Genomic DNA, 19,030 nt, shown 5'->3' on the forward strand with positions numbered 1-19,030 from the left:
CGTCGCAATCCACACCGAGCCAGAAGGCCCTCACCCATTTCAAGATCAGTCAGCCGTGAGCCCTGTCACCGTCCACAACCTCCCGGGACAGAACACCTAGGGCCCCGGGTCAGAAGGCGTACGGGTCCCCGGTGGCCAGCACCAGCACGCGCTGCATGTCGTTCGTACGGTCGTGGTCCACCGCGCCCCCGCTCCACGCCATGTCGGCCTCCATCGTCACCTCCGCCGGCCGCTCCCGCAGCCGTACCGGGACCACCAGCTGCCCGCCGGGCAGGTCGACGGCGAGCGGCCCGGTGCCGCACACCACCTCCCGGTCCCCGGAACGGGCGCAGGCGGGCGGCAGCTGCTGCGTGTCCGCCAGCGCCGCCGACCAGCGCAGCCGTACGGTCGCGTCCGACACGATGCCCGGCCCGAGGTTGCGCGGGATCACCCGGACCACGACCACGTCCCCGTTCATCACGGCCGACCCGTGCACCTCCAGATCGGCGTCTTCGGCCCACGCGACACCGCCCGCGCCGACCACCAGCGCACTCACCGCCACCGCTCCGACCAACGCAAGCCCGTAACGACGCATCGCCATGCCACCCGTCCCGTCCGTGCCGTCCGTCCCGTAAGTCTCCGGCGTCCGTACGTATATATGCCACTCGAGCCCAGGCGCAGGCGCCCTCCAACAGGTGACAGTCCGACGCCGTGGCAGGCTGCGGGCATGGTGATCCTCCGCTCCGCCGCGCTCTTCGTCGTCGCCGCCTTCTTCGAGATCGGCGGGGCCTGGCTGGTCTGGCAGGGCGTACGGGAGCACCGGGGCTGGGTCTGGGTGGCGGGCGGCATCCTCTCGCTCGGCGCCTACGGCTTCGTCGCCACGTTCCAGCCGGACGCGCACTTCGGCCGCATCCTGGCGGCATACGGCGGAATCTTCGTCGCGGGCTCGATCCTGTGGGGCGTGGTCGCCGACGGCTACCGCCCGGACCGCTGGGACCTCACGGGAGCGGGGGTGTGCCTGGCGGGCATGGCACTGATCATGTGGGCGCCCAGGAACTGACGCCGGGCCGCCGGCCGGTCTCCCCACTCCCGCGGCGCCTAGACTCACCAGGGCACCCGCACACCTGTCTCACCCCGCCGAGGAGCACCCCATGGCCCCCTCCCCCATCGCGGTCGTCACCGGCGCCAGCAGCGGAATCGGCGCCGCCACCGCGCGCAGGCTCGCCGAGGCCGGCTACCGCGTGGTCCTCACCGCCCGCCGGGAGGACCGCATCGAGGCGCTGGCCAAGGAGATCAACGAGGCAGGCCACCAGGCGACCGCCTACCCGCTGGACGTGACGGACCGCGCGGCCGTGGACGAGTTCGCGACCGCCTTCAGGACCGTCGCCGTCCTCGTGAACAACGCCGGCGGCGCCCTCGGCGCCGACCCGGTGGCCACCGGCGACCCGGCCGACTGGCGCACGATGTACGAGACGAACGTCATCGGCACCCTCAACCTCACCCAGGCCCTGCTCCCCCGCCTGGAGGCGAGCGGCGACGGCACGGTGGTCGTCGTCTCCTCCACCGCCGGCCACGGCACCTACGAGGGCGGCGGCGGCTACGTCGCCGCCAAGCACGGCGCGCACGTCCTCGCCGAGACGCTCCGCCTGGAGATCGTCGGCAGGCCGGTGCGGGTGATCGAGATCGCCCCCGGCATGGTGAAGACGGACGAGTTCGCGCTGACCCGCTTCGGCGGCGACGAGGAGAAGGCGGCGAAGGTCTACCAGGGTGTCGCGGAGCCCCTGACGGCCGAGGACGTGGCGGACACGATCACCTGGACGGTGACCCGCCCCAGCCACGTCAACATCGACCTCCTGGTGGTACGCCCCCGCGCCCAGGCCTCCAACTCCAAGGTCCACCGGGACCTGTGATGCCGGACGACGATCCCGCCTCGGCGCTGGCACGGCAGCTCGAAGAGGTCCGCCTGAAACAGGAGACCAGGAACGAACGCCAGGTCTGGTACTTCCTGGCCTACTTCCTCTTCGGCATCCACTTCCTGGCCTTCGTGATGATCTACGCGGTCCACCACGCGAAGTAGGGGCAGGTAACCCACACGGGCGAACCTCGCCGATCACCCGATCACCACCCGAACGTCCGCCCCAGGCTCGCCACACGATCATTTCGACGGCCCTCGGCAGGGATGGCAGTCCCGGCCGAGGGCCTGACCAGCATGGAAGCGGAGCCTTCCTGTGGCTGAATGCGAGCCTGACGCGCACCGGTTCATGGACCTCACGGTGCCCGACTACGCATACGCGTTCGGGTTCTCGCAGGCGGACGGCCATCTGTCGAAGGGGGCGGGCCGGAAAAGCCGTCTGGGCAGCATCACCGAACGCACCCGGTCGGCCGACTTCGCCGAGACCCACACCGCGGCCGTCTGGACTCTGTGTTCTCCGGAAGCCAGGACAACGGTCAACGGACTCGGCCTTCCTTACGGCCCCAAGTCCAAGACGATCAAACCACCCCCCGTCGAATTCTCGCGCCGCGTCGCGTCGTACCTGTCCGACTACGGACTGGACGTGGTGGGGGTCGCACGCAACCCACAGCGCCACACCCGCGACGACATCTACAACGTGCTCTACATGACGGAGCTGGCTCAGCGCCTGGCCGCCGCCCTGAACTACCCGAACTGTCTGGGGTCAGAGGACCGGATCCTGCTGAACCTCAGCAGCCCCATGGCAGCGGCAGAAGTGCTCGGCAGGACGACCAGGAGTTGCAGTTCCCGCCTCTGGTGTCTGCGTAACGGGACGGCGTCTCCGCACAGCCATCGGTGACATGGTGACGGAGGGCACCGGCGTCGACCGGGGCCCTCCGCATCAGCCCTTCACGCAGATGAACTGCTTCAGCTTCGCCACAACCTCCACGAGGTCGCGCTGCTGGTCCATGACCTGGTCGATGTTCTTGTAGGCCCCCGGAATCTCGTCCAGCACCCCGGAGTCCTTGCGGCACTCCACACCCCGCGTCTGCTCCTCCAGATCCCTGGTCGTGAAGCGACGCTTCGCCGCGTTGCGGCTCATGCGCCGACCCGCACCATGGGACGCCGAGTTGAAGGCCTTCTCGTTACCGAGTCCCTTCACGATGTACGAGCTGGTGCCCATCGAGCCGGGGATGATCCCGAACTCGCCGGAGCCGGCCCGGATCGCGCCCTTTCGGGTCACCAGCAGGTCCATACCGTCGTACCGCTCCTGGGCCACATAGTTGTGGTGGCAGGAGATCTCCGGTTCGAAGGCCGGCTTGGCCTTCTTGAACTCCTTGCGAACCACGTCCTTCAGGAGCGCCATCATCAGGGTGCGGTTGTACTTCGCGTACTCCTGCGCCCAGTAGAGATCATTCCTGTAGGCCGCCATCTGCGGGGTGTCCGAGACGAAGACGGCGAGGTCGCGGTCGACCAGGCCCTGGTTGTGCGGGAGCTTCTGGGCCACGCCGATGTGGTGCTCGGCGAGTTCCTTGCCAATGTTCCGGGAACCGGAGTGCAGCATGAGCCAGACGGAATCGGACTGGTCGAGACACAATTCGATCATGTGGTTGCCGCTTCCCAGCGTTCCCATCTGCTGGTGCGCCCGCTCCTGGCGGAACTTGACCGCGTCGGCAACCCCGTCGAAGCGTCCCCAGAACTCCCCCCACCCGGCCGTCGCCAGTCCGTGGAAGTCTCCCGGTTCCACCGGGTCCGCGTGCATCCCCCGCCCCACCGGAATCGCCTGCTCGATCTTCGACCGCAGTCGCGACAGGTCGCCCGGGAGGTCGTTGGCCGTCAGGGACGTTTTCACCGCCGACATCCCGCAGCCGATGTCGACGCCGACCGCCGCCGGGCACACGGCACCCTGCATGGCGATGACGGAACCGACCGTGGCGCCCTTGCCGTAGTGGACGTCCGGCATGACCGCGAGGCCCTTGATCCACGGCAGGGACGAGACGTTGCGCAGTTGCTGGAGCGCCCCCTCCTCGACGCCGGCCGGGTCGGTCCACATCCGGATGGGCACCTTCGCGCCCGGTATCTCCACGTACGACATGGCTTCCTCATTCCCCCGCGAACAACCAAATGAAAAGGACAAAAGACTTAATCAAGGCATAGCGCAAATGCGTCGCCAGGGCACCCGAAAACAGACTTGGGACCGGCGTTCACGGCAGTGCGTGCGGTACACATTGTCTCCAGGGGACGCCCCGCTGCGGCAAGCGATTAACCAGCGGGGACACTGGAGCAGGACCGAGCGACCCAGTGAACGGAAAGGGGCCTGACCGTGCAGCGGAAGGCGTACGTAACCGGCATCGCCGCCCTCCTCGCGGCCCTGCTGGCCGGCTGCACGAGCGGTTCCAGCGGCGGCGACGACATCAGCGACAAGAACGCCGACGCGGGCACCTCCACCGTCGCCGCCCAGCCCGGCAAGTACCGCACCCTCCCCGAGCCCTGCGGCGCGGTCAGCCAGGACACCCTCGACTCCCTGCTCCCGGGCATCGCCCAGATCACCGACGAGGAGCAGCGCGACAAGGCCTACGCCGGCGAGGCCTCGCTCACCTACGACACGGACCGCAAGGTCGGCTGCCGCTGGAAGGTCGAGTCGGCCGACGCCACCGACCGGCTGTCCGTCGACTTCGAGCGCGTGGTCTCCTACGACAACGCGGTCAGCGACGACAACGAGGCGCAGACCATCTACACGCAGCGGGAGTCGGCGGCCGGGATCCCCCAGTCCGCGCCCCCGGGCGCCACCGAGTCACAGTCGCCGTCCGGGCCGGCCTCCGGGACACCGTCCCCGTCCGTTTCCTCCTCGGAGTCCGACTCCCCCTCGGACTCCACCAGCCCCTCCACCTCGGCGTCCGGCTCGGCCTCCGCCTCGACCGCCGCGGCCGACCTCCAGCCCCGGACCCTCGCCGACCTCGGCGACGAGGCGTATCTCGACGACCGGCTCGGCTCCGGTTCGACGGCCGGACAGCGCACGGTGACTGTGGTGTTCCGCACGTCCAACGTCGTGGTGACCATCGAGTACGAGGAGCAGCCGATGGCCATGGGCACCGTCCCGGACAGCGAGGAACTGCAGGACAGGGCCCAGAATCTGGCCGCCCAGCTGGCCGAGGCCCTCAACGGCTGAGCGCCCGGGCACGCCCCGCGCACCCCGTCCGCAAAGCCCGCGAACCGAAACCGCACAGCTCCCTCACCGCGTACCGTGGCCCCTCGGACCCGATCCGACCGCAGGAACCCCGAACGTATGAGTGAAGGAACCATGCAGCGAGTAGCAGTCCAGCAAGACGACCGGAACGAGCGGAACGCGCAGCGACGGGCAGGGCGCCTGCGCCGCGGCCTCGTCTGCGCGGCCGCCGTCCCCGCCGTGGCGCTGTTCGCGGCGGCCTGCTCCTCCGGCTCCGACGACGCCGGGAAGGAGACGGGCGGCGGCTCCAACCCGGCCACCGCCCCCACCGACGGCGGCTCCGGCGCGGGCGCCGCCGCTTCGCCCACCGTCCAGGCGGCCAAGTACCGGAAGCTGCCGGAGCCGTGTGCGGTGCTGTCGAAGAAGACTCTCACCGCACTCGTACCGAAGGGTGCGAAGTCGGGCAAGGAGGGCTCTTCGGACGATGTGGCCACGCGAGGCAGTTGCTCCTGGAGCAGCCTGGACAACAACGGCGTCAAGGGCTCCCAGTTCCGCTGGCTCAACATCTCCTTCCTCCGCTTCGACTCGGACGCGAGCCGCGGCTCCGGCGAGAAGCAGGCCGAGGCGTACTACGGGAGCCAGCTGCAGGAGGCGCAGTCCGTGACCGGCGCCAAGAACACCAAGTCGCAGCCGGTGACCGACACCGGCGACCAGGCGACCGTGGTGCGCTACGACCTGAAGAAGAAGGAAGGCGCCTTCCGGCAGCAGACGGTCGTGGCCCGGGTCGCGAACGTGGTCGTCACCGTCGACTACAACGGTGCGGGTCTGGCGGGCGAGAAGACGCCGGACGCGGACACCCTCACGAAGTCCGCGGCGAAGGCCGCCAAGGAGGCCGTGGCCTCGGTCGCGACGGCCAACGGGTCGGCCCCCGCCCCGAGTTCACCTGCGACGACGCCCTCGAAGAAGGCCTCCACATCGCCCTCCGCGCGCGCCTCGGCCTCCAAGTCGTCAGCCAAGAAGGACTGACCGGCCACACGCGAGCCGCACTGATGTGCCACCCTGTTGCGCGCAACAACATGCAAGGGGAGGGGAGTACGGGTGGCCGCGCCAATACAGCTGACCCGGATGCACCGCGTTCTCATCGGTGTGGTCGTGACCGGCGCGATGATCATCGCCGGAATCGGCTTCGCCGGCTCGTACGCGGCCGTTCGTGAGCTGGCCATCAAGAAGGGCTTCGGGAACTTCGCCTATGTGTTCCCGATCGGCATCGACGCGGGCATCTGCGTCCTGCTCGCCCTCGACCTGCTGCTGACCTGGATCCGCATCCCCTTCCCGCTGCTGCGGCAGACGGCCTGGCTGCTGACCGTGGCGACGATCGCCTTCAACGGCGCGGCGGCCTGGCCGGACCCGCTGGGCGTGGGCATGCACGCGGTGATCCCGATCCTGTTCGTGGTCGCCGTCGAGGCCGCCCGGCACGCCATCGGCCGGATCGCGGACATCACGGCCGACAAGCACATGGAGGGCGTCCGCCTCACCCGCTGGCTGCTCTCCCCGGTGCCCACGTTCCTGCTGTGGCGCCGGATGAAACTGTGGGAGCTGCGCTCCTACGACCAGGTCATCAAGCTGGAGCAGGAACGTCTCGTCTACCAGGCGAGACTGCGCTCCCGCTTCGGCCGGGCATGGCGCCGCAAGGCCCCGGTGGAGTCCCTGATGCCGCTGCGGCTGGCCCGCTACGGCGTCCCCCTGGCACAGACGGCCCCGGAGGGTCTGGCGGCGGCGGGCATAGACCTGCCGGCGCTCCTGCCGGCTCCGGCGCCCGCGGCCGTCCCCGAGCCCGCTCCGTCGGCCGTCACCGCTCCCGTTGCGCAGCAGTCGGCACCGGCCGGCGAGCAGCGTCCCGAGCCGGCCGCCGGCGCCGGGCAGCCCGCGGCCGCACCGGTTCCGGCGCCGGAACTCGACCCGACGCTGAACCCCTGGCTGCACGCGAGGGACCCCCAGCAGATCGAGTACCACGGCGACTACGACCCGACGTTCGAACCGCAGTACACCGAGGAGCAGTACGCGGCCTGGCAGTACCAGCAGGAGCAGTACCAGCGCCAGCTGCTCCAGCAGCAGTACGAGCAGGAGCAGCTCCAACGGCAGTTCCCGCCGGAGCAGCAGCTCCTGCCGGAGGAGTCGGAGTCGGAGACGACGGGCAGCTTCCCCATCCCCTCCGGTCCGGGCCGCACCCGTGAGCTCGGCGAGGGCGGCGGCCCCCCGGAGCCGACCGAGGAGGACTTCTACCTGGTCTTCAAGAAGTCGATAGACGGCGGCTACCCCAGTTCGGGCCAGTTCAAGGGCGACGTGGAGGCGACCTACGGCATCACGCTCGCGCAGCGTGACGCGGAGCGCATGGTCAACCGCTTCACCAACCGCCACACGGCGGAACTGCAGGAAGACCACATCGCGTAGGCGACGCGACGGCATGACATGAGAAAGGGGCCCTCCACCGAGGAGAGCCCCTTTCGTCGTGCCGGCCTTACGCTCCGAGCAGGGCCCGCACCCGCTCCTGCCCCACGGCGAGCAGCAGCGTGGGCAGCCTGGGCCCGGTGTCACGGCCCACCAGCAGGTGGTACAGCAACGCGAAGAACGTCCGCTGGGCCGTCTTGATCTCCGCCGGCAGCTCCTTGGGCGTGGCGTCGGCGGGGAACCCGGCCTGCACCTTGGGCACGCCGTACACGAGGTGCGTCAGCCCGTCCAGCGACCAGTGCTCGGCGAGGCCGTCGAGCAGCAGCCGTACGGACTGCTGGGACGCCTCGTCGAGGGACTTCAGCAGCTCGGCGTCCGGCTCGTCCCGCACGATGGTGCGCTGGTCGGCCGGTACCTGGGTGTTGATCCAGGCCTCGGCCTTGTCGTAGCGCGGCCGGGCCTCGTCCACCGACGTCAGCGGGTTGGACGGGTCCAGCTCGCTGAGGATGCGCAGCGCCTGGTCCTCGTGCCCGGCGGTGATGTCGGCGACCGACGCCAGCGTCCGGTACGGCAGCGGCCGCGCGGTCCGCGGCAGCTCACCGGCGGCCGTGCCCACCGCACGCGCGTGCGCGGCGACGTCGGCGGGCAGCGCGGCGCCCTCGGCCACCTTGGCGTCCAGCTTGTCCCACTCGTCGTAGAGCCGCTGGATCTCCTGGTCGAAGGCGATCTTGAAGGACTGGTTGGGCCGGCGGCGGGCGTAGAGCCAGCGCAGCAGCTGCGGCTCCATGATCTTCAACGCGTCGGCAGGCGTGGGCACGCCACCGCGCGAGGACGACATCTTCGCCATCCCGCTGATGCCCACGAACGCGTACATCGGCCCGATGGGCTGCTGCCCGCCGAAGATCCCGACGATCTGCCCGCCCACCTGGAAGCTCGAACCCGGCGACGAGTGGTCGACCCCGCTCGGCTCGAAGACGACGCCCTCGTACGCCCAGCGCATCGGCCAGTCGACCTTCCAGACCAGCTTGCCCCGGTTGAACTCGCTCAGCCGGACGGTCTCGGTGAAGGCGCACTCGGTGCAGACGTAGGTCAGCTCGGTGGTGTCGTCGTCGTACGCGGTGACGGTCGTCAGGTCCTTGCCGCAGCCGCCGCAGTACGGCTTGTAGGGGAAGTAACCGGCGGAGCCCGCGGAACCGTCGTCCTCGCTCGCCGCGCCCGAGCCCTCCGCGGCCTCCAGCTCGGCCTCGTCGACGGCCTTCTGCTGCTGCTTCTTCGCGGGGGCCTTCTTGGTCCGGTACTGGTCGAGGATCGCGTCGATGTCACCGCGGTGCTTCATGGCGTGCAGGATCTGCTCCCGGTACACCCCGGAGGTGTACTGGGCGGTCTGGCTGATCCCGTCGAACTCCACGCCCAGCTCGGCCAGCGCCTCGACCATCGCGGCCTTGAAGTGCTCGGCCCAGTTCGGGTACGCGGAGCCCTGCGGGGCGGGCACCGAGGTGAGCGGCTTGCCGATGTGCTCGGCCCAGGACCCGTCGACGCCCGCGATGCCGGCCGGCACCTTGCGGTACCGGTCGTAGTCGTCCCAGGAGATCAGGTGCCGGACCTGGTACCCGCGCCGCCGGACCTCGTCCGCGACCAGGTGCGGGGTCATGACCTCGCGCAGGTTCCCCAGGTGGATGGGTCCGGACGGGGAGAGCCCGGACGCGACGACGACCGGTTTGCCCGGGGCCCGACGCTCCGACTCCTCGATGACCTCATCCGCGAAACGGGAGACCCAGTCGGTGGTCTCGGTGCTCTGAGCCACGATCGGCACGTCCTTCTTTCTGGCACGGGGCAGCCGGTACGGTCGCACGGCTGACCGCTCCATTCTCCCAGCCGACCCCGAATCCACGAAAGCGGGTTACCGGCGCGCCCCCCGGCCCGGCGGCACGGCCGCACTCCCGGGGGCGCTGGGGGTGCCCCTGGCCGAAGGCCGGGGGCAGGAACCGCGCGACAGGCCACGCCGCACCCCGCATCCGGCGACGCACACCCACCCCCGAGCTCGTGGCCGCGAAAACCCCTTTACCCCCCGTGAAATACTGGAGCCGTCTGTCAGAACCCCCGAGGAGAACGGCTCCCACCCCATGGCCCCGGTCACGTCCCTCAGCGACGCCGTGAACAAGCAGCTCACCGACGCCCTCTCGGCCACCCTGCCGGAGGCCGCCGTCGACCCGCTGCTGCGACGTAGCGACCGGGCCGACTTCCAGGCGAACGGCATCCTCGCCGCCGCCAAGAAGGCGAAGGCCAACCCCCGGGAGCTGGCGGCGCAGGTCGTCTCCCACGTCGTCACCGGCGCGGACCTGATCCAGGACGTCGAGGTCTCCGGCCCCGGCTTCCTCAACATCACCCTCTCCGACCGGGCGATCACCGAGAACCTGGCCGCGCGGTACGCGGACGGCGACCGGCTCGGCGTGGCGGCCAAGGAGCACCCGGGCGTCACGGTCATCGACTACGCCCAGCCCAACGTGGCCAAGGAGATGCACGTCGGCCACCTGCGCTCCGCGGTGATCGGCGACGCGCTGCGCGGCATGCTCGACTTCACCGGCGAGCGGACGATCGGCCGGCACCACATCGGCGACTGGGGCACCCAGTTCGGCATGCTCATCCAGTACCTGATCGAGAACCCGGACCAGCTGTCCACGGAGACCGACACGGACGGCGAACAGGCCATGTCGAACCTGAACCGGGTCTACAAGGCCTCCCGGGCGGTCTTCGACGCGGACGAGGACTTCAAGGAGCGGGCCCGCAAGCGGGTGGTCGCCCTGCAGTCCGGCGACAAGGAGACCCTCGACCTGTGGCAGCGGTTCGTGGACGAGTCGAAGGTCTACTTCTACTCGGTCTTCGAGAAGCTCGACATGGAGATCCGGGACGACGAGATCGTCGGCGAGTCGGCGTACAACGACGGCATGCCCGAGACCGCCCGGATCCTGGAGGAGACGGGCGTCGCGGTCCGTTCCGAGGGCGCGCTCGTCGTCTTCTTCGACGAGATCCGGGGCAAGGACGACCAGCCGGTCCCGCTGATCGTGCAGAAGGCCGACGGCGGGTTCGGCTACGCGGCCTCCGACCTGACGGCGATCCGCAACCGGGTCACCGGCCTGCACGCCACCTCGCTGCTCTACGTCGTGGACGTCCGTCAGTCGCTGCACTTCAAGATGGTGTTCGAGACGGCCCGGCGGGCGGGCTGGCTCACCGACGACGTCACCGCGCACAACATGGGCTACGGCACGGTGCTGGGTGCGGACGGCAAGCCCTTCAAGACGCGTGCGGGCGAGACCGTACGGCTGGAGGACCTGCTGGACGAGGCGGTGCAGCGGGCCGCCGAGGTGGTCCGGGAGAAGGCGCGGGACCTCACCGAGGCCGAGATCCAGGAGCGGGCGGCCCAGGTCGGCATCGGTGCCGTGAAGTACGCGGACCTGTCGACGTCGCCCAACCGGGACTACAAGTTCGACCTGGACCAGATGGTCTCGCTCAACGGCGACACCTCCGTCTACCTCCAGTACGCGTACGCCCGGATCCAGTCCATCCTGCGCAAGGCCGGGGAGGTCCGGCCCGCCGCCCACCCCGAGCTGGAACTGCACGCGGCGGAGCGGGCGCTGGGCCTGCACCTGGACGTGTTCGGCGGCACGGTCTTCGAGGCCGCCGCGGAGTACGCCCCGCACAAGCTGGCCGCGTACCTGTACCAACTCGCCTCTCTCTACACGTCGTTCTACGACAAGTGCCCGGTCCTGAAGGCCGACACCCCCGCCCAGGTGGAGAACCGTCTCCTCCTGTGCGACATGACGGCCCGCACCCTTCACCAGGGCATGGCCCTGCTGGGCATCCGGACGCCCGAGCGGCTCTGAGGCCCGAAGCCGCCCGGACCGTCCGGGCGGCTCAGCAGTAGGCGTTGAAGTCCCAGAACGCCGCCCTGGTCGCCGGTCCCGCGACACCGTCGACGTCGAGGTTGTAGCCGTACTGGCTCAGGTAGCGCTGCAGCGCCCTGATCGTGTTCGGTCCGACGACCCCGTCGACGGTGCCGGCGCCCAGGCCCTGGTCGTTGAACATCCGCTGGGCCGCCTTCCAGCTGCTGGTGCCCAGCTGTCCGTCGATCGCGCCGGGGTTGTAGCCCCACCGCGCCATCCAGCACTGCCAGTTCGCGGCGTGCGCGGTGTCCAGGCCGAGGTTGTTCACGGCCTGGATGCCGGCGGTCCGGGCACTCACCGCGGTCCTGGCGGCCGACTGCGGGGCGGCGTAACCCGTGCCGGCGGCCGCCAGGCCGCCGGCGGCGAGCCCCGCCACGGCGACGGCACCGACCAGGGTCCTGGCCAGAAGGTTCGATCGCATGCGTTCCTCTTTCCGGTCGTGAGAACAGATCGATCCGAGCGTGCGGGCCGGAGCGCGGCACAGGCCACGGCTCCCCCACAGGTGACGGCCGGACGGGACGCCGTATGCGCCGGCCTGCGCATACGCCGGGCGTGTCGGCGACACGCCGGTACGGCGGAACGGGAACCGCCCCGGTCATACGGGATGCGGCCCCGCGGCGTCCTTCGGGTGGGGACGACGATCGGGGGATCATGTCGCGTCACCGGAAGGCGCTGCCTGCCGAGCTGGAGCCGTGCTCACGGCAGTTGATCGTGCGGCTGCGGCGGCTGAAGGAGCACAGCGGGCTGAGTCTGCACCGGCTGGCGTCGCACACCGGGTACAGCCCGAAGTCCTGGGAGCGCTATCTGGCCGGCCGTTCACTGCCGCCCCCGGAGGCGGTGGCGGCGCTGGCCCGGCTCGGCGGCGGCGATCCGGTGGGACTGCTCGCCCTGCACGAGGTCGCGGCCCGGGGCGGCGGCACGGAGGCGGTGCCCGCCGCCCTGCGCGCGGTAAGGGACCGCACCGGGCTGAGCCTGGCGGGGCTGGCGGCGAGAACGACGTTCAGCAAGTCGTCCTGGCAGCGCTATCTGGGCGGCCGCACCCTGCCGCCGCGCGCGGCCGTGGAGCAGCTCTGCGCCCTGGCGGGTGAACCGGCCGGACGCTGCCTGGCGTTGCGGGAGGTGGTGGCGGCGCAGGGACTCGGCGGGGAGTGACGGGATCGCTTCCCAGGGGCGCAACCGCCGTTGTCAGTGGGCGCCCTTACAGTCTGTCCATGGCGACTCTTCCCAATCCGCTGCCCAAGCTGGCGACCGACCCGAGCGGCCGGTCCCTGGGGCTCCAACTCCCGCCCGGGACACTGCTGGACGAGACCCTGGACGGCCCGTGGCACCAGCCGCTGCTGTGGTACGCGGGCCAGCCCGCCGGTCCCGGGACGTGGACGGCGCTGGGCGCGCCGGCCGGCCGCGCGGGGCTGCTGCCGGTGCTGATCGACGTCTCCGAGGTGGACGACTGGGAGTTCGCGCCCGAGGAGACGTCGTACCCCGGGGACCACGACGCCGACGAGGTGCTGGAGGACTACTGGGAGGAGGACCCGCCGGACGGCGAGGAGTGGCCGGGGCTCGCCCCCGCCCCGGCGCTGGTCGCCGACCCGGACCTGCGGGCCGCCGACGTCGCCGACGTGCTGAGCCAGGGGCGGCCCTGGCTGAAGGAGCCGCACCTGGCGCTGGTGTCGGCCCGGCGCAGCGCGGACATACCGGCGGCCATCGGCTGGAGCGGGCCGGTGAACCACGAGGAGGACGTGGCCCGGCTGTGCGCGGTGCTGCGCTCCTGGGAGGACCGCTTCGGAATCCGGGTGGTGGCCCTCGGCCTGGACCATCTCGCCGTCTCCGTGGCCGCCCCGCCCGCGGACCTCGACGAGGCGGCGGCGGTGGCCGCCGAGCACTTCGCGTTCTGCCCGTACAGCGTGCTGCCGGGCGCCGACGACACCCTCTCGTCGTACGCCGGACAACTGGTGGGCGAGCGGCTGTGGCACTTCTGGTGGGACTGAGCCGGGGGGCTGAGCCGGGGGGGCCGGCACGCCTCAGGTGCTGAGCCCCGCGGCCAGCCTGCGCAGCCCCTCCCCGATCTCCTCGGGTGTCTGGGTCACGAAGCACAGGCGCAGGGTGGTGCGGTCGGGGCGGGCGGCGTAGAAGGGCTCACCGGGCACGTAGGCGACGTCGTGCTCCACCACCCGGCGCAGCAGGGCGGTGGTGTCGTACGGCTCCGGGAGCCGGGCCCACAGGAACATGCCGCCCTCGGGCCGGTTCCAGGTGGAGCCGGCCGGCAGGGCGTCGGCGAGGCCGGCCAGCATGGCGTCCCGCCGGGCGCCGTACACGGCACGCACGGTGGCGACATGACGGTCCAGCACGTCCAGGTACCGGGCGGCGGCGAGCTGGTTGAGGGTCGGGGTGTGCAGGTCGGCCGCCTGTTTGGCGACCGCGCAGGCACGGCGCAGTGTGCCGGGGGCACGGAGCCAGCCCAGGCGCAGACCGGGGGCCATCACCTTGGAGAAGGACCCGAGCAGGACCGTGCGGTCCGCGGCGCCGGGGAAGGACGCGATCCAGGGGACGCGGTCGCCGTCGTAGCGGAGTTCGCCGTAGGGGTCGTCCTCGACGATCCACAGACCGTGCCGGGCGGCGGTGGTGGCCAGGGCGGCGCGGCGGGCGGCGGGCATGGTGCGGCCGGTGGGGTTCTGGAAGGTGGGGACGAGATACAGGAGCTTGGGCCGCTCGGCGCGGATCAGTTCCTCCAGGGCGGCCGGATCGACGCCGTCCGCATCGCAAGGGACCGGCAGGATCCGTGCCCCGGCCAGCCCGAAGACCTGAAGTGCCGCCAGATAGCAGGGACTTTCGACGAGGACCGTGTCGCCGGGGTCTGTCAGCGCGCTCGCCAGGAGGGACAGTGCCTGCTGCGAGCCGGTGGTGACGAGCAGGTCGTCGGGGTCGGTCGGCAGGCCCTGTGCGGTGACGCGCGCCGCCACTGCGGATCTCAGAGCCGGTTCGCCCTCCGTGGTCGAGTACTGCAACGCCCGCTCCGGCGACTCCTCCAGCACCGCCCGGAAGGCGGCCGCGATGCCCTCCCGGTCGAAGAGTTCGGGGGCCGGCAGCCCGCCCGCGAAATTGATCACCTCGGGACGGGCGGTCACCGCGAGGATCTCCCGAACCGGCGAACCGCCGACGGTACGGGCACGGGCCGCGAGCGGTGGCAGGGCCGCTGGGGCACGGGTGACGGACATGGACGGCTCCTCCGGCTGATCCTCGACTTGGCCGGAGCCTAGAGAGGTGGATGCTGTCTACACCTGTGATTCCGCGATACGGACGAACGGCGCCCGGCAGCCCGTTCCGGTCACCCGGGCGTCCCGTCCCGGCATCCCACGAGATGGGATCCGCGCACGTCACAGCCGTGGACCGGGCTCACTCGTCCCGAATCGTCCAGGAGGTCTGGCGTGGGGACGCCCCGCCCCACAGGCTGAGGGCACCTCGCGATCGGCGGCCCCGCCGGCCATGCCAATCACGCCCGCCATGCCGGGCACGCCCGCCGTCCCGAACACGCAGACGACGTCGAAGGAGCCCTCGCATGTCCGCCAAGCACCCCGCCCCGGCCGCCGGCCGCCGCCGTCTCCTGGCGGCGGCAGCCCTGGCGCTGGTCGCCGCGGCCGCCCTCGGCGGCTGCCGGGACGGCGAGGGCGTACGCGACGAAGGTCCCTCCGCCGCGTCGATGCCTCACCCCGCCGACGACGCGGACCGCCAGGCCTCGCCGCCCAGCGGGAACTCGTAGGCCGGACGCGCGTTGTTCCCGCTCGTGCGGAACGGCCGCCCCTTGTCGTCGATCCGCAGCGTCCCGTGCCGCGACCCGCTGGACCAGGACAGCTCCAGGTACCAGCCCACGGAGTACGCCGAGGCGTCGGCCCTGATGTAGAACACCTCGGGGTCCGAGTCGCTGACCTTGAAGGGGAAGTCCCGGTGCCCGGCCTCCGGCACGACCGCCGGCCGCATCGCGTCCAGGGCGACGGTGAAGGAGCGGGTGGGCACGTTCCCGCCGCAGCCGACGCCCGGGTATCCCATCGCGTAGTCGTTCCAGGCGAGCGGTGAACTCCGCTCCGCCGTACGGACCGTGAGCCCCTCCAGCACCACGGACCGCGCGCCGGCACCCTGCACGGTCAGCGTGACGTACTGCTCCCCCGAGGAGACCGCCTGGTGCGCGGTCACCCACGCGGTCGCGTCGGTCTCCAGCGGCGGCGGTGCCACGTCGGCCGGGCCCCGGTCGATCAGGTAGTGCTGGGAGCAGGGGCTCTCCCAGCTGTAGGGCTGGGTGTTGACGGTCAGCGGGGGCGCGGCCGTGCCGCCGTCCGCGGTGGCCGTGGAACCTGACGAGGCGGTTGCCCCGGCCGGACCGGCGGCCGGTGCCGAGGACGAGGCGGAGGACGACGGCGAGGCCGCGGACGAACGAGGTGTCGGCGCCGTCGAGGAGCGCCCCGTGCGGTGCGGAGCGGCACCGGCGACGGTGGCGGCGCCCGCGGACCCCGTGTCCCTCTCGTCCGTCCCGCCGGAGGGGAGCTGAACGGCGAGGGCCGCGGCGCCGAGCAGCACGACGACCGCGACCCCGGCCAGGACCGCGGGCCGCGGGACACGGCGTCCGCGCCGCCCGGCGGCCCCGGGTCCGACCACCACCTCCGGCACCGGCATGGCATCAGCGCCAGGCCCGGACTCGGGCTCGGGCGCCGGCTCCTCGGGCTTCCCGGGCTCTTCGGGCTGCCCGCGCTTCCCGGCCTTGTCCGGGGCGTCCGCCTTCCTCCCCCGCCCCGCATCCGCCAGCACCCACCGCCGGTGCAGCTCGACGAGTTCCGCCGGACCGGCCTTGCAGAGCCGGGCGAGCCGTTCCACGGGCGCGTAGTCCGCCGGTACGGCATCCCCGTTGCAGTAGCGGTGCAGGGTCGAGGTGCTCATGTGCAGCCGCTTGGCGAGCGTGCCGTAACTCAGTCCCGAGCGGTCCTTCAACTCCCGCAACAGCTCCGCGAAGTCGCTTCCCGCAGCGCCGTCCGACACGGTTCCTCCGTCCCCCGCACCCCCGTCCGCGTTCCAGGAAAGGGATGTTCTCCCAGTTCAGAGCCGGTGTGGCCGTTCCAGCGTCCCTGATCGTCCGGCAACTGTGGCGGACGGGACGCAGTGGCCCACAGGCTGTGGCCATCCAAGCACGCCACCACTCGAAAGAGGATTCGACATGCGTACCGCCCGCCGCGTCCGCCTGCTCGCCGCCACCGCTTCCGCCGTCGCCGCCCTCGCCCTCACCGCCTGTGAGAACGGGACGGGCACGCGGGACGAGGGAGCGTCCCGCCCGGCGACCACCGCGTCGGCGGCCTCGACGCCGACGACGGCGACGACAGCCACGCCGAAGCCCTCGGAGACCGCCGGCGGCGCCACCGGCTCAGGTACGGGAGCCGGCACCGGCGGGTCGACGTCCGCACCGGTGCGCGACACGACCACGAAGAAGCCGAGCGGCGGCAGCGGCTCCGCCCAGGTCCTGTGCGACGGCTCCGACACCGCCGTCACCGTCCAGCCGCTCTCCCGCCCCCTGAACCACATGCTGATCACGGTCAGGAACACCGGCAGCAGGACCTGCTACCTGACCTACTACCCCGTGCTCCGCTTCGACGAGATGCAGTGGGTGCCGCAGCCCGCCGAGGAGACCCGCCCGCAGGCGGTCACCACCCTGGCCCCGGGCGAGTCCGGGTACGCGGGCGTGCTGCTGTCCGCCGCCGACGGCAGCGCCGACGGCGGTACGACCGGACGCAGGCTGGCCGTGGCCTTCCAGGGCATGACCCCCCACAGCAGCGGCGGCGCCCCGGCGACACCGTCGCTGCCGGCGAAGGGCGTGTACTACGACAGCTCGCTGCGGGTGACCTACTGGCAGCAGGACCGGAACGACGCCCTCGACTGGTGATCCGGAGACTCAGCCGAGCATCCGGGCGGCCTCCACGGCCCAGTAGGTGAGGATGTTCTGGGCACCGGCCCGCTTGATGCCGGTCAGGGTCTCCAGGATGGCCCGGTCCCGGTCGATCCAGCCCTTCTCGGCGGCGGCCTCGATCATCGAGTACTCGCCGGAGATCTGGTAGGCGGCGACCGGCACGTCGACGGCGTCGGCGACCCGGGCGAGGATGTCGAGGTAGGGTCCGGCCGGCTTGACCATCACCATGTCGGCCCCCTCCTCCAGGTCCAGGGCCAGCTCCCGCAGGGACTCCCGCGCGTTGGCCGGGTCCTGCTGGTAGGTCTTGCGGTCGCCCTGCAGCGAGGACCCGACGGCCTCCCGGAAGGGCCCGTAGAAGGCGGAGGCGTACTTCGCGGTGTAGGCGAGGACGGCGACGTCCTCCCGCCCGATCTGGTCGAGGGCGTCGCGGACGACGCCGATCTGCCCGTCCATCATCCCGCTGGGCCCGACCACATGGGCGCCCGCGTCGGCCTGCACCTGGGCCATCTCGGCGTACCGCTCCAGGGTGGCGTCGTTGTCGACGCGTCCCTCGGCGTCCAGCACCCCGCAGTGCCCGTGGTCGGTCGTCTCGTCGAGACAGAGGTCGGACATCACGAGCAGGTCGTCGCCGACCTCCGCCCGTACGTCCCGCAGCGCGACCTGGAGAATGCCGTCCGGGTCGGTGCCGGGCGTACCGAGGGCGTCCTTCTTGCCCTCCTCCGGCACCCCGAACAGCATGATCGCGGAGATGCCCGCCTCGACGGCCTCCAGGGCCGCCTTCTTCAGGGTGTCCCGGGTGTGCTGGACGACGCCGGGCATGCTGGCGATCGGCACCGGTTCGGTGACGCCCTCGCGCACGAACGCCGGGAGGATGAAGTCCGCGGGATGCAGCCGGGTCTCGGCGACCATGCGCCGCATGACGGGGGTGGTCCGCAGCCGCCGCGGCCGCGTGCCGGGGAAGGAGCCGTACTTCGTCATGCCGCCTACGCTACGCCCGTGACCCGGGCGCGCTTGCCGACGCGGCGTCGGCGCTCCGGCCCGGCGCGGGCCGGAGCGTCCGGTGGCGTCCTCGGAGGTCAGACCTCCAGTTCGCTCTCCAGCCCCTTGAGCTTGTGGCGGGCCAGGGCGAGGTTGCCGCGGGTCCGGTCCAGCGCGAGGGGGGACGGATGCCCACGCACCGCCCGCACGGCAGGACAGGAAGAAGTCACCATGAACGACCCCGTGCATGGCATCCTCGTCTCGTTGCGCGACCGGGTGACGGGCGTCTCCGGAACCACCCTGGCCACCGTCGACGGCCTGGTGGTCGCGAGCGACGCCGACCGGACCCACCCCGAGTCCATGGCCGCCCTAGCGGCGGCCGCCGTCTCCCTCGGCCACCGCCTGGCCGAACAGGGCAGCGCCGGCTGACCGTCCAGTGCAGCTCGGGCCACGTCATCGTGACCGCGGTGGGCACCCGGGCCCTGCTGGCCGTGGTCACCGCCGAGGGCCTGGACGGCCTGGCCTTCGACCGGGAGATCCCGACGGTGATCGAGGACCTGAAGAAGGTCCTGGACCACGACCGACGACCCGGTCAGCCATAGCGCCCCGGCAGGGGCGCGAGGTAC

Annotated in this window: 21 protein-coding genes; 14 read left to right on the top strand and 7 right to left on the bottom strand. The window is 71.5% G+C overall.

Annotated features, from left to right (window positions below; all coding sequences use genetic code 11):
- Nucleotides 1-109 precede the first annotated feature (109 nt).
- Nucleotides 110-580 (bottom strand): hypothetical protein, encoded by a 471-nt coding sequence (locus ACFXI4_RS42350; RefSeq protein ID WP_385002400.1) that lies wholly within the window; start codon nt 578-580, stop codon nt 110-112.
- 126 nt (nt 581-706) lie between these two features.
- Here ACFXI4_RS42350 and ACFXI4_RS42355 point away from each other — a divergent pair, with 126 nt between their 5' ends.
- The 4 genes from ACFXI4_RS42355 to ACFXI4_RS42370 all read left to right on the top strand — a co-directional run bounded on the left by ACFXI4_RS42355 (nt 707) and on the right by ACFXI4_RS42370 (nt 2,789).
- Nucleotides 707-1,039, top strand: coding sequence for a YnfA family protein (locus ACFXI4_RS42355; protein ID WP_385002403.1), 333 nt, complete (start codon nt 707-709; stop codon nt 1,037-1,039).
- A 91-nt stretch (nt 1,040-1,130) separates the two neighbouring features.
- Nucleotides 1,131-1,889: an SDR family NAD(P)-dependent oxidoreductase gene (locus ACFXI4_RS42360; protein WP_362724114.1), complete on the top strand. Its 759-nt coding sequence runs from the start codon at nt 1,131-1,133 to the stop codon at nt 1,887-1,889.
- Nucleotides 1,889-2,056, top strand: coding sequence for a hypothetical protein (locus tag ACFXI4_RS42365; RefSeq protein WP_385002406.1), 168 nt, complete (start codon nt 1,889-1,891; stop codon nt 2,054-2,056). Before ACFXI4_RS42360 ends, ACFXI4_RS42365 begins: the two co-directional genes overlap by 1 nt.
- A gap of 184 nt (nt 2,057-2,240) precedes the next feature.
- The gene (locus ACFXI4_RS42370; protein ID WP_385002409.1) at nt 2,241-2,789 is read left to right on the top strand and encodes a hypothetical protein; all 549 of its coding nucleotides are present in this window, start codon (nt 2,241-2,243) and stop codon (nt 2,787-2,789) included.
- A gap of 42 nt (nt 2,790-2,831) precedes the next feature.
- Here the strand turns inward: ACFXI4_RS42370 and ACFXI4_RS42375 are convergent, their stop codons facing one another.
- Nucleotides 2,832-4,025: an RtcB family protein gene (locus ACFXI4_RS42375; protein ID WP_385002412.1), complete on the bottom strand. Its 1,194-nt coding sequence runs from the start codon at nt 4,023-4,025 to the stop codon at nt 2,832-2,834.
- A gap of 228 nt (nt 4,026-4,253) precedes the next feature.
- Between ACFXI4_RS42375 and ACFXI4_RS42380 the strand changes: the two genes are divergently transcribed.
- The 3 genes from ACFXI4_RS42380 to ACFXI4_RS42390 all read left to right on the top strand — a co-directional run bounded on the left by ACFXI4_RS42380 (nt 4,254) and on the right by ACFXI4_RS42390 (nt 7,547).
- Complete coding sequence (locus tag ACFXI4_RS42380; protein ID WP_385002415.1) at nt 4,254-5,099, top strand: DUF3558 domain-containing protein; 846 nt, start codon at nt 4,254-4,256, stop codon at nt 5,097-5,099.
- Nucleotides 5,100-5,231: 132 nt separating this feature from the next.
- Entirely contained in the window at nt 5,232-6,122 is an 891-nt protein-coding gene (locus ACFXI4_RS42385; protein WP_385002418.1) for a DUF3558 domain-containing protein, read from the top strand.
- Nucleotides 6,123-6,221: 99 nt separating this feature from the next.
- The gene (locus ACFXI4_RS42390; RefSeq protein ID WP_385002488.1) at nt 6,222-7,547 is read left to right on the top strand and encodes a DUF2637 domain-containing protein; all 1,326 of its coding nucleotides are present in this window, start codon (nt 6,222-6,224) and stop codon (nt 7,545-7,547) included.
- 67 nt (nt 7,548-7,614) lie between these two features.
- Here the strand turns inward: ACFXI4_RS42390 and lysS are convergent, their stop codons facing one another.
- Nucleotides 7,615-9,357 carry a lysine--tRNA ligase gene (gene lysS / locus ACFXI4_RS42395; protein WP_385002421.1) on the bottom strand — a complete coding sequence of 581 codons (1,743 nt, stop codon included), beginning with the start codon at nt 9,355-9,357 and terminating at the stop codon, nt 7,615-7,617.
- A gap of 310 nt (nt 9,358-9,667) precedes the next feature.
- Between lysS and argS the strand changes: the two genes are divergently transcribed.
- On the top strand, nt 9,668-11,425 hold the full coding sequence (gene argS / locus ACFXI4_RS42400; RefSeq protein ID WP_362726672.1) for an arginine--tRNA ligase: 1,758 nt from the start codon (nt 9,668-9,670) through the stop codon (nt 11,423-11,425).
- 31 nt (nt 11,426-11,456) lie between these two features.
- Here the strand turns inward: argS and ACFXI4_RS42405 are convergent, their stop codons facing one another.
- Complete coding sequence (locus ACFXI4_RS42405; RefSeq protein WP_385002426.1) at nt 11,457-11,906, bottom strand: peptidoglycan-binding protein; 450 nt, start codon at nt 11,904-11,906, stop codon at nt 11,457-11,459.
- Nucleotides 11,907-12,136: 230 nt separating this feature from the next.
- Between ACFXI4_RS42405 and ACFXI4_RS42410 the strand changes: the two genes are divergently transcribed.
- Nucleotides 12,137-12,637, top strand: a complete 501-nt coding sequence (locus ACFXI4_RS42410) for a helix-turn-helix domain-containing protein (RefSeq protein ID WP_385002429.1) — start codon at nt 12,137-12,139, stop codon at nt 12,635-12,637.
- Between the two features lie 59 nt (nt 12,638-12,696).
- A complete protein-coding gene (locus ACFXI4_RS42415; RefSeq protein WP_362731263.1) occupies nt 12,697-13,470 on the top strand; it encodes a DUF4253 domain-containing protein in 774 nt (257 codons plus the stop codon).
- A gap of 33 nt (nt 13,471-13,503) precedes the next feature.
- Here the strand turns inward: ACFXI4_RS42415 and ACFXI4_RS42420 are convergent, their stop codons facing one another.
- Nucleotides 13,504-14,697 (bottom strand): PLP-dependent aminotransferase family protein, encoded by a 1,194-nt coding sequence (locus tag ACFXI4_RS42420; protein WP_385002433.1) that lies wholly within the window; start codon nt 14,695-14,697, stop codon nt 13,504-13,506.
- A 341-nt stretch (nt 14,698-15,038) separates the two neighbouring features.
- Here ACFXI4_RS42420 and ACFXI4_RS42425 point away from each other — a divergent pair, with 341 nt between their 5' ends.
- Nucleotides 15,039-15,239 (top strand): hypothetical protein, encoded by a 201-nt coding sequence (locus ACFXI4_RS42425; protein ID WP_385002436.1) that lies wholly within the window; start codon nt 15,039-15,041, stop codon nt 15,237-15,239.
- Here ACFXI4_RS42425 and ACFXI4_RS42430 read toward each other — a convergent pair.
- Entirely contained in the window at nt 15,185-16,507 is a 1,323-nt protein-coding gene (locus tag ACFXI4_RS42430; protein WP_385002439.1) for a helix-turn-helix domain-containing protein, read from the bottom strand. The two genes, ACFXI4_RS42425 and ACFXI4_RS42430, sit on opposite strands and share 55 nt — an antisense overlap.
- Before the next feature lie 175 nt (nt 16,508-16,682).
- On the opposite strand from ACFXI4_RS42430, the gene ACFXI4_RS42435 reads away from it, so the two are divergent.
- Nucleotides 16,683-17,402 (top strand): DUF4232 domain-containing protein, encoded by a 720-nt coding sequence (locus ACFXI4_RS42435; protein WP_385002442.1) that lies wholly within the window; start codon nt 16,683-16,685, stop codon nt 17,400-17,402.
- A 9-nt stretch (nt 17,403-17,411) separates the two neighbouring features.
- Here ACFXI4_RS42435 and hemB read toward each other — a convergent pair whose 3' ends face one another.
- Complete coding sequence (gene hemB / locus ACFXI4_RS42440) at nt 17,412-18,404, bottom strand: porphobilinogen synthase (RefSeq protein WP_362731341.1); 993 nt, start codon at nt 18,402-18,404, stop codon at nt 17,412-17,414.
- Nucleotides 18,405-18,635: 231 nt separating this feature from the next.
- On the opposite strand from hemB, the gene ACFXI4_RS42445 reads away from it, so the two are divergent.
- Both ACFXI4_RS42445 and ACFXI4_RS42450 read left to right on the top strand, forming a co-directional pair.
- On the top strand, nt 18,636-18,833 hold the full coding sequence (locus ACFXI4_RS42445) for a roadblock/LC7 domain-containing protein (protein WP_385002445.1): 198 nt from the start codon (nt 18,636-18,638) through the stop codon (nt 18,831-18,833).
- 38 nt (nt 18,834-18,871) lie between these two features.
- Entirely contained in the window at nt 18,872-19,006 is a 135-nt protein-coding gene (locus ACFXI4_RS42450) for a hypothetical protein (RefSeq protein WP_385002448.1), read from the top strand.
- The last annotated feature ends 24 nt before the right edge of the window (nt 19,007-19,030 follow it).

The sequence above is a fragment of the Streptomyces sp. NPDC059224 genome (assembly GCF_042754285.1).
GTDB lineage: Bacteria > Actinomycetota > Actinomycetes > Streptomycetales > Streptomycetaceae > Streptomyces.

Bases quoted from the DNA above. Each gene is read 5' to 3' on its own strand.
- ACFXI4_RS42420 (WP_385002433.1), bottom strand. From the start codon at position 14,697: ATGTCCGTCACCCGTGCCCCAGCGGCCCTGCCACCGCTCGCGGCCCGT.
- ACFXI4_RS42435 (WP_385002442.1), top strand. From the start codon at position 16,683: ATGCGTACCGCCCGCCGCGTCCGCCTGCTCGCCGCCACCGCTTCCGCC.
- hemB (WP_362731341.1), bottom strand. From the start codon at position 18,404: ATGACGAAGTACGGCTCCTTCCCCGGCACGCGGCCGCGGCGGCTGCGG.
- ACFXI4_RS42425 (WP_385002436.1), top strand. From the start codon at position 15,039: ATGTCCGCCAAGCACCCCGCCCCGGCCGCCGGCCGCCGCCGTCTCCTG.
- argS (WP_362726672.1), top strand. From the start codon at position 9,668: ATGGCCCCGGTCACGTCCCTCAGCGACGCCGTGAACAAGCAGCTCACC.
- ACFXI4_RS42365 (WP_385002406.1), top strand. From the start codon at position 1,889: ATGCCGGACGACGATCCCGCCTCGGCGCTGGCACGGCAGCTCGAAGAG.
- ACFXI4_RS42415 (WP_362731263.1), top strand. From the start codon at position 12,697: ATGGCGACTCTTCCCAATCCGCTGCCCAAGCTGGCGACCGACCCGAGC.
- ACFXI4_RS42405 (WP_385002426.1), bottom strand. From the start codon at position 11,906: ATGCGATCGAACCTTCTGGCCAGGACCCTGGTCGGTGCCGTCGCCGTG.
- ACFXI4_RS42390 (WP_385002488.1), top strand. From the start codon at position 6,222: ATGCACCGCGTTCTCATCGGTGTGGTCGTGACCGGCGCGATGATCATC.
- ACFXI4_RS42410 (WP_385002429.1), top strand. From the start codon at position 12,137: ATGTCGCGTCACCGGAAGGCGCTGCCTGCCGAGCTGGAGCCGTGCTCA.
- ACFXI4_RS42360 (WP_362724114.1), top strand. From the start codon at position 1,131: ATGGCCCCCTCCCCCATCGCGGTCGTCACCGGCGCCAGCAGCGGAATC.
- ACFXI4_RS42385 (WP_385002418.1), top strand. From the start codon at position 5,232: ATGCAGCGAGTAGCAGTCCAGCAAGACGACCGGAACGAGCGGAACGCG.
- ACFXI4_RS42350 (WP_385002400.1), bottom strand. From the start codon at position 580: ATGGCGATGCGTCGTTACGGGCTTGCGTTGGTCGGAGCGGTGGCGGTG.
- ACFXI4_RS42355 (WP_385002403.1), top strand. From the start codon at position 707: ATGGTGATCCTCCGCTCCGCCGCGCTCTTCGTCGTCGCCGCCTTCTTC.
- ACFXI4_RS42370 (WP_385002409.1), top strand. From the start codon at position 2,241: ATGGACCTCACGGTGCCCGACTACGCATACGCGTTCGGGTTCTCGCAG.
- ACFXI4_RS42375 (WP_385002412.1), bottom strand. From the start codon at position 4,025: ATGTCGTACGTGGAGATACCGGGCGCGAAGGTGCCCATCCGGATGTGG.
- ACFXI4_RS42445 (WP_385002445.1), top strand. From the start codon at position 18,636: ATGAACGACCCCGTGCATGGCATCCTCGTCTCGTTGCGCGACCGGGTG.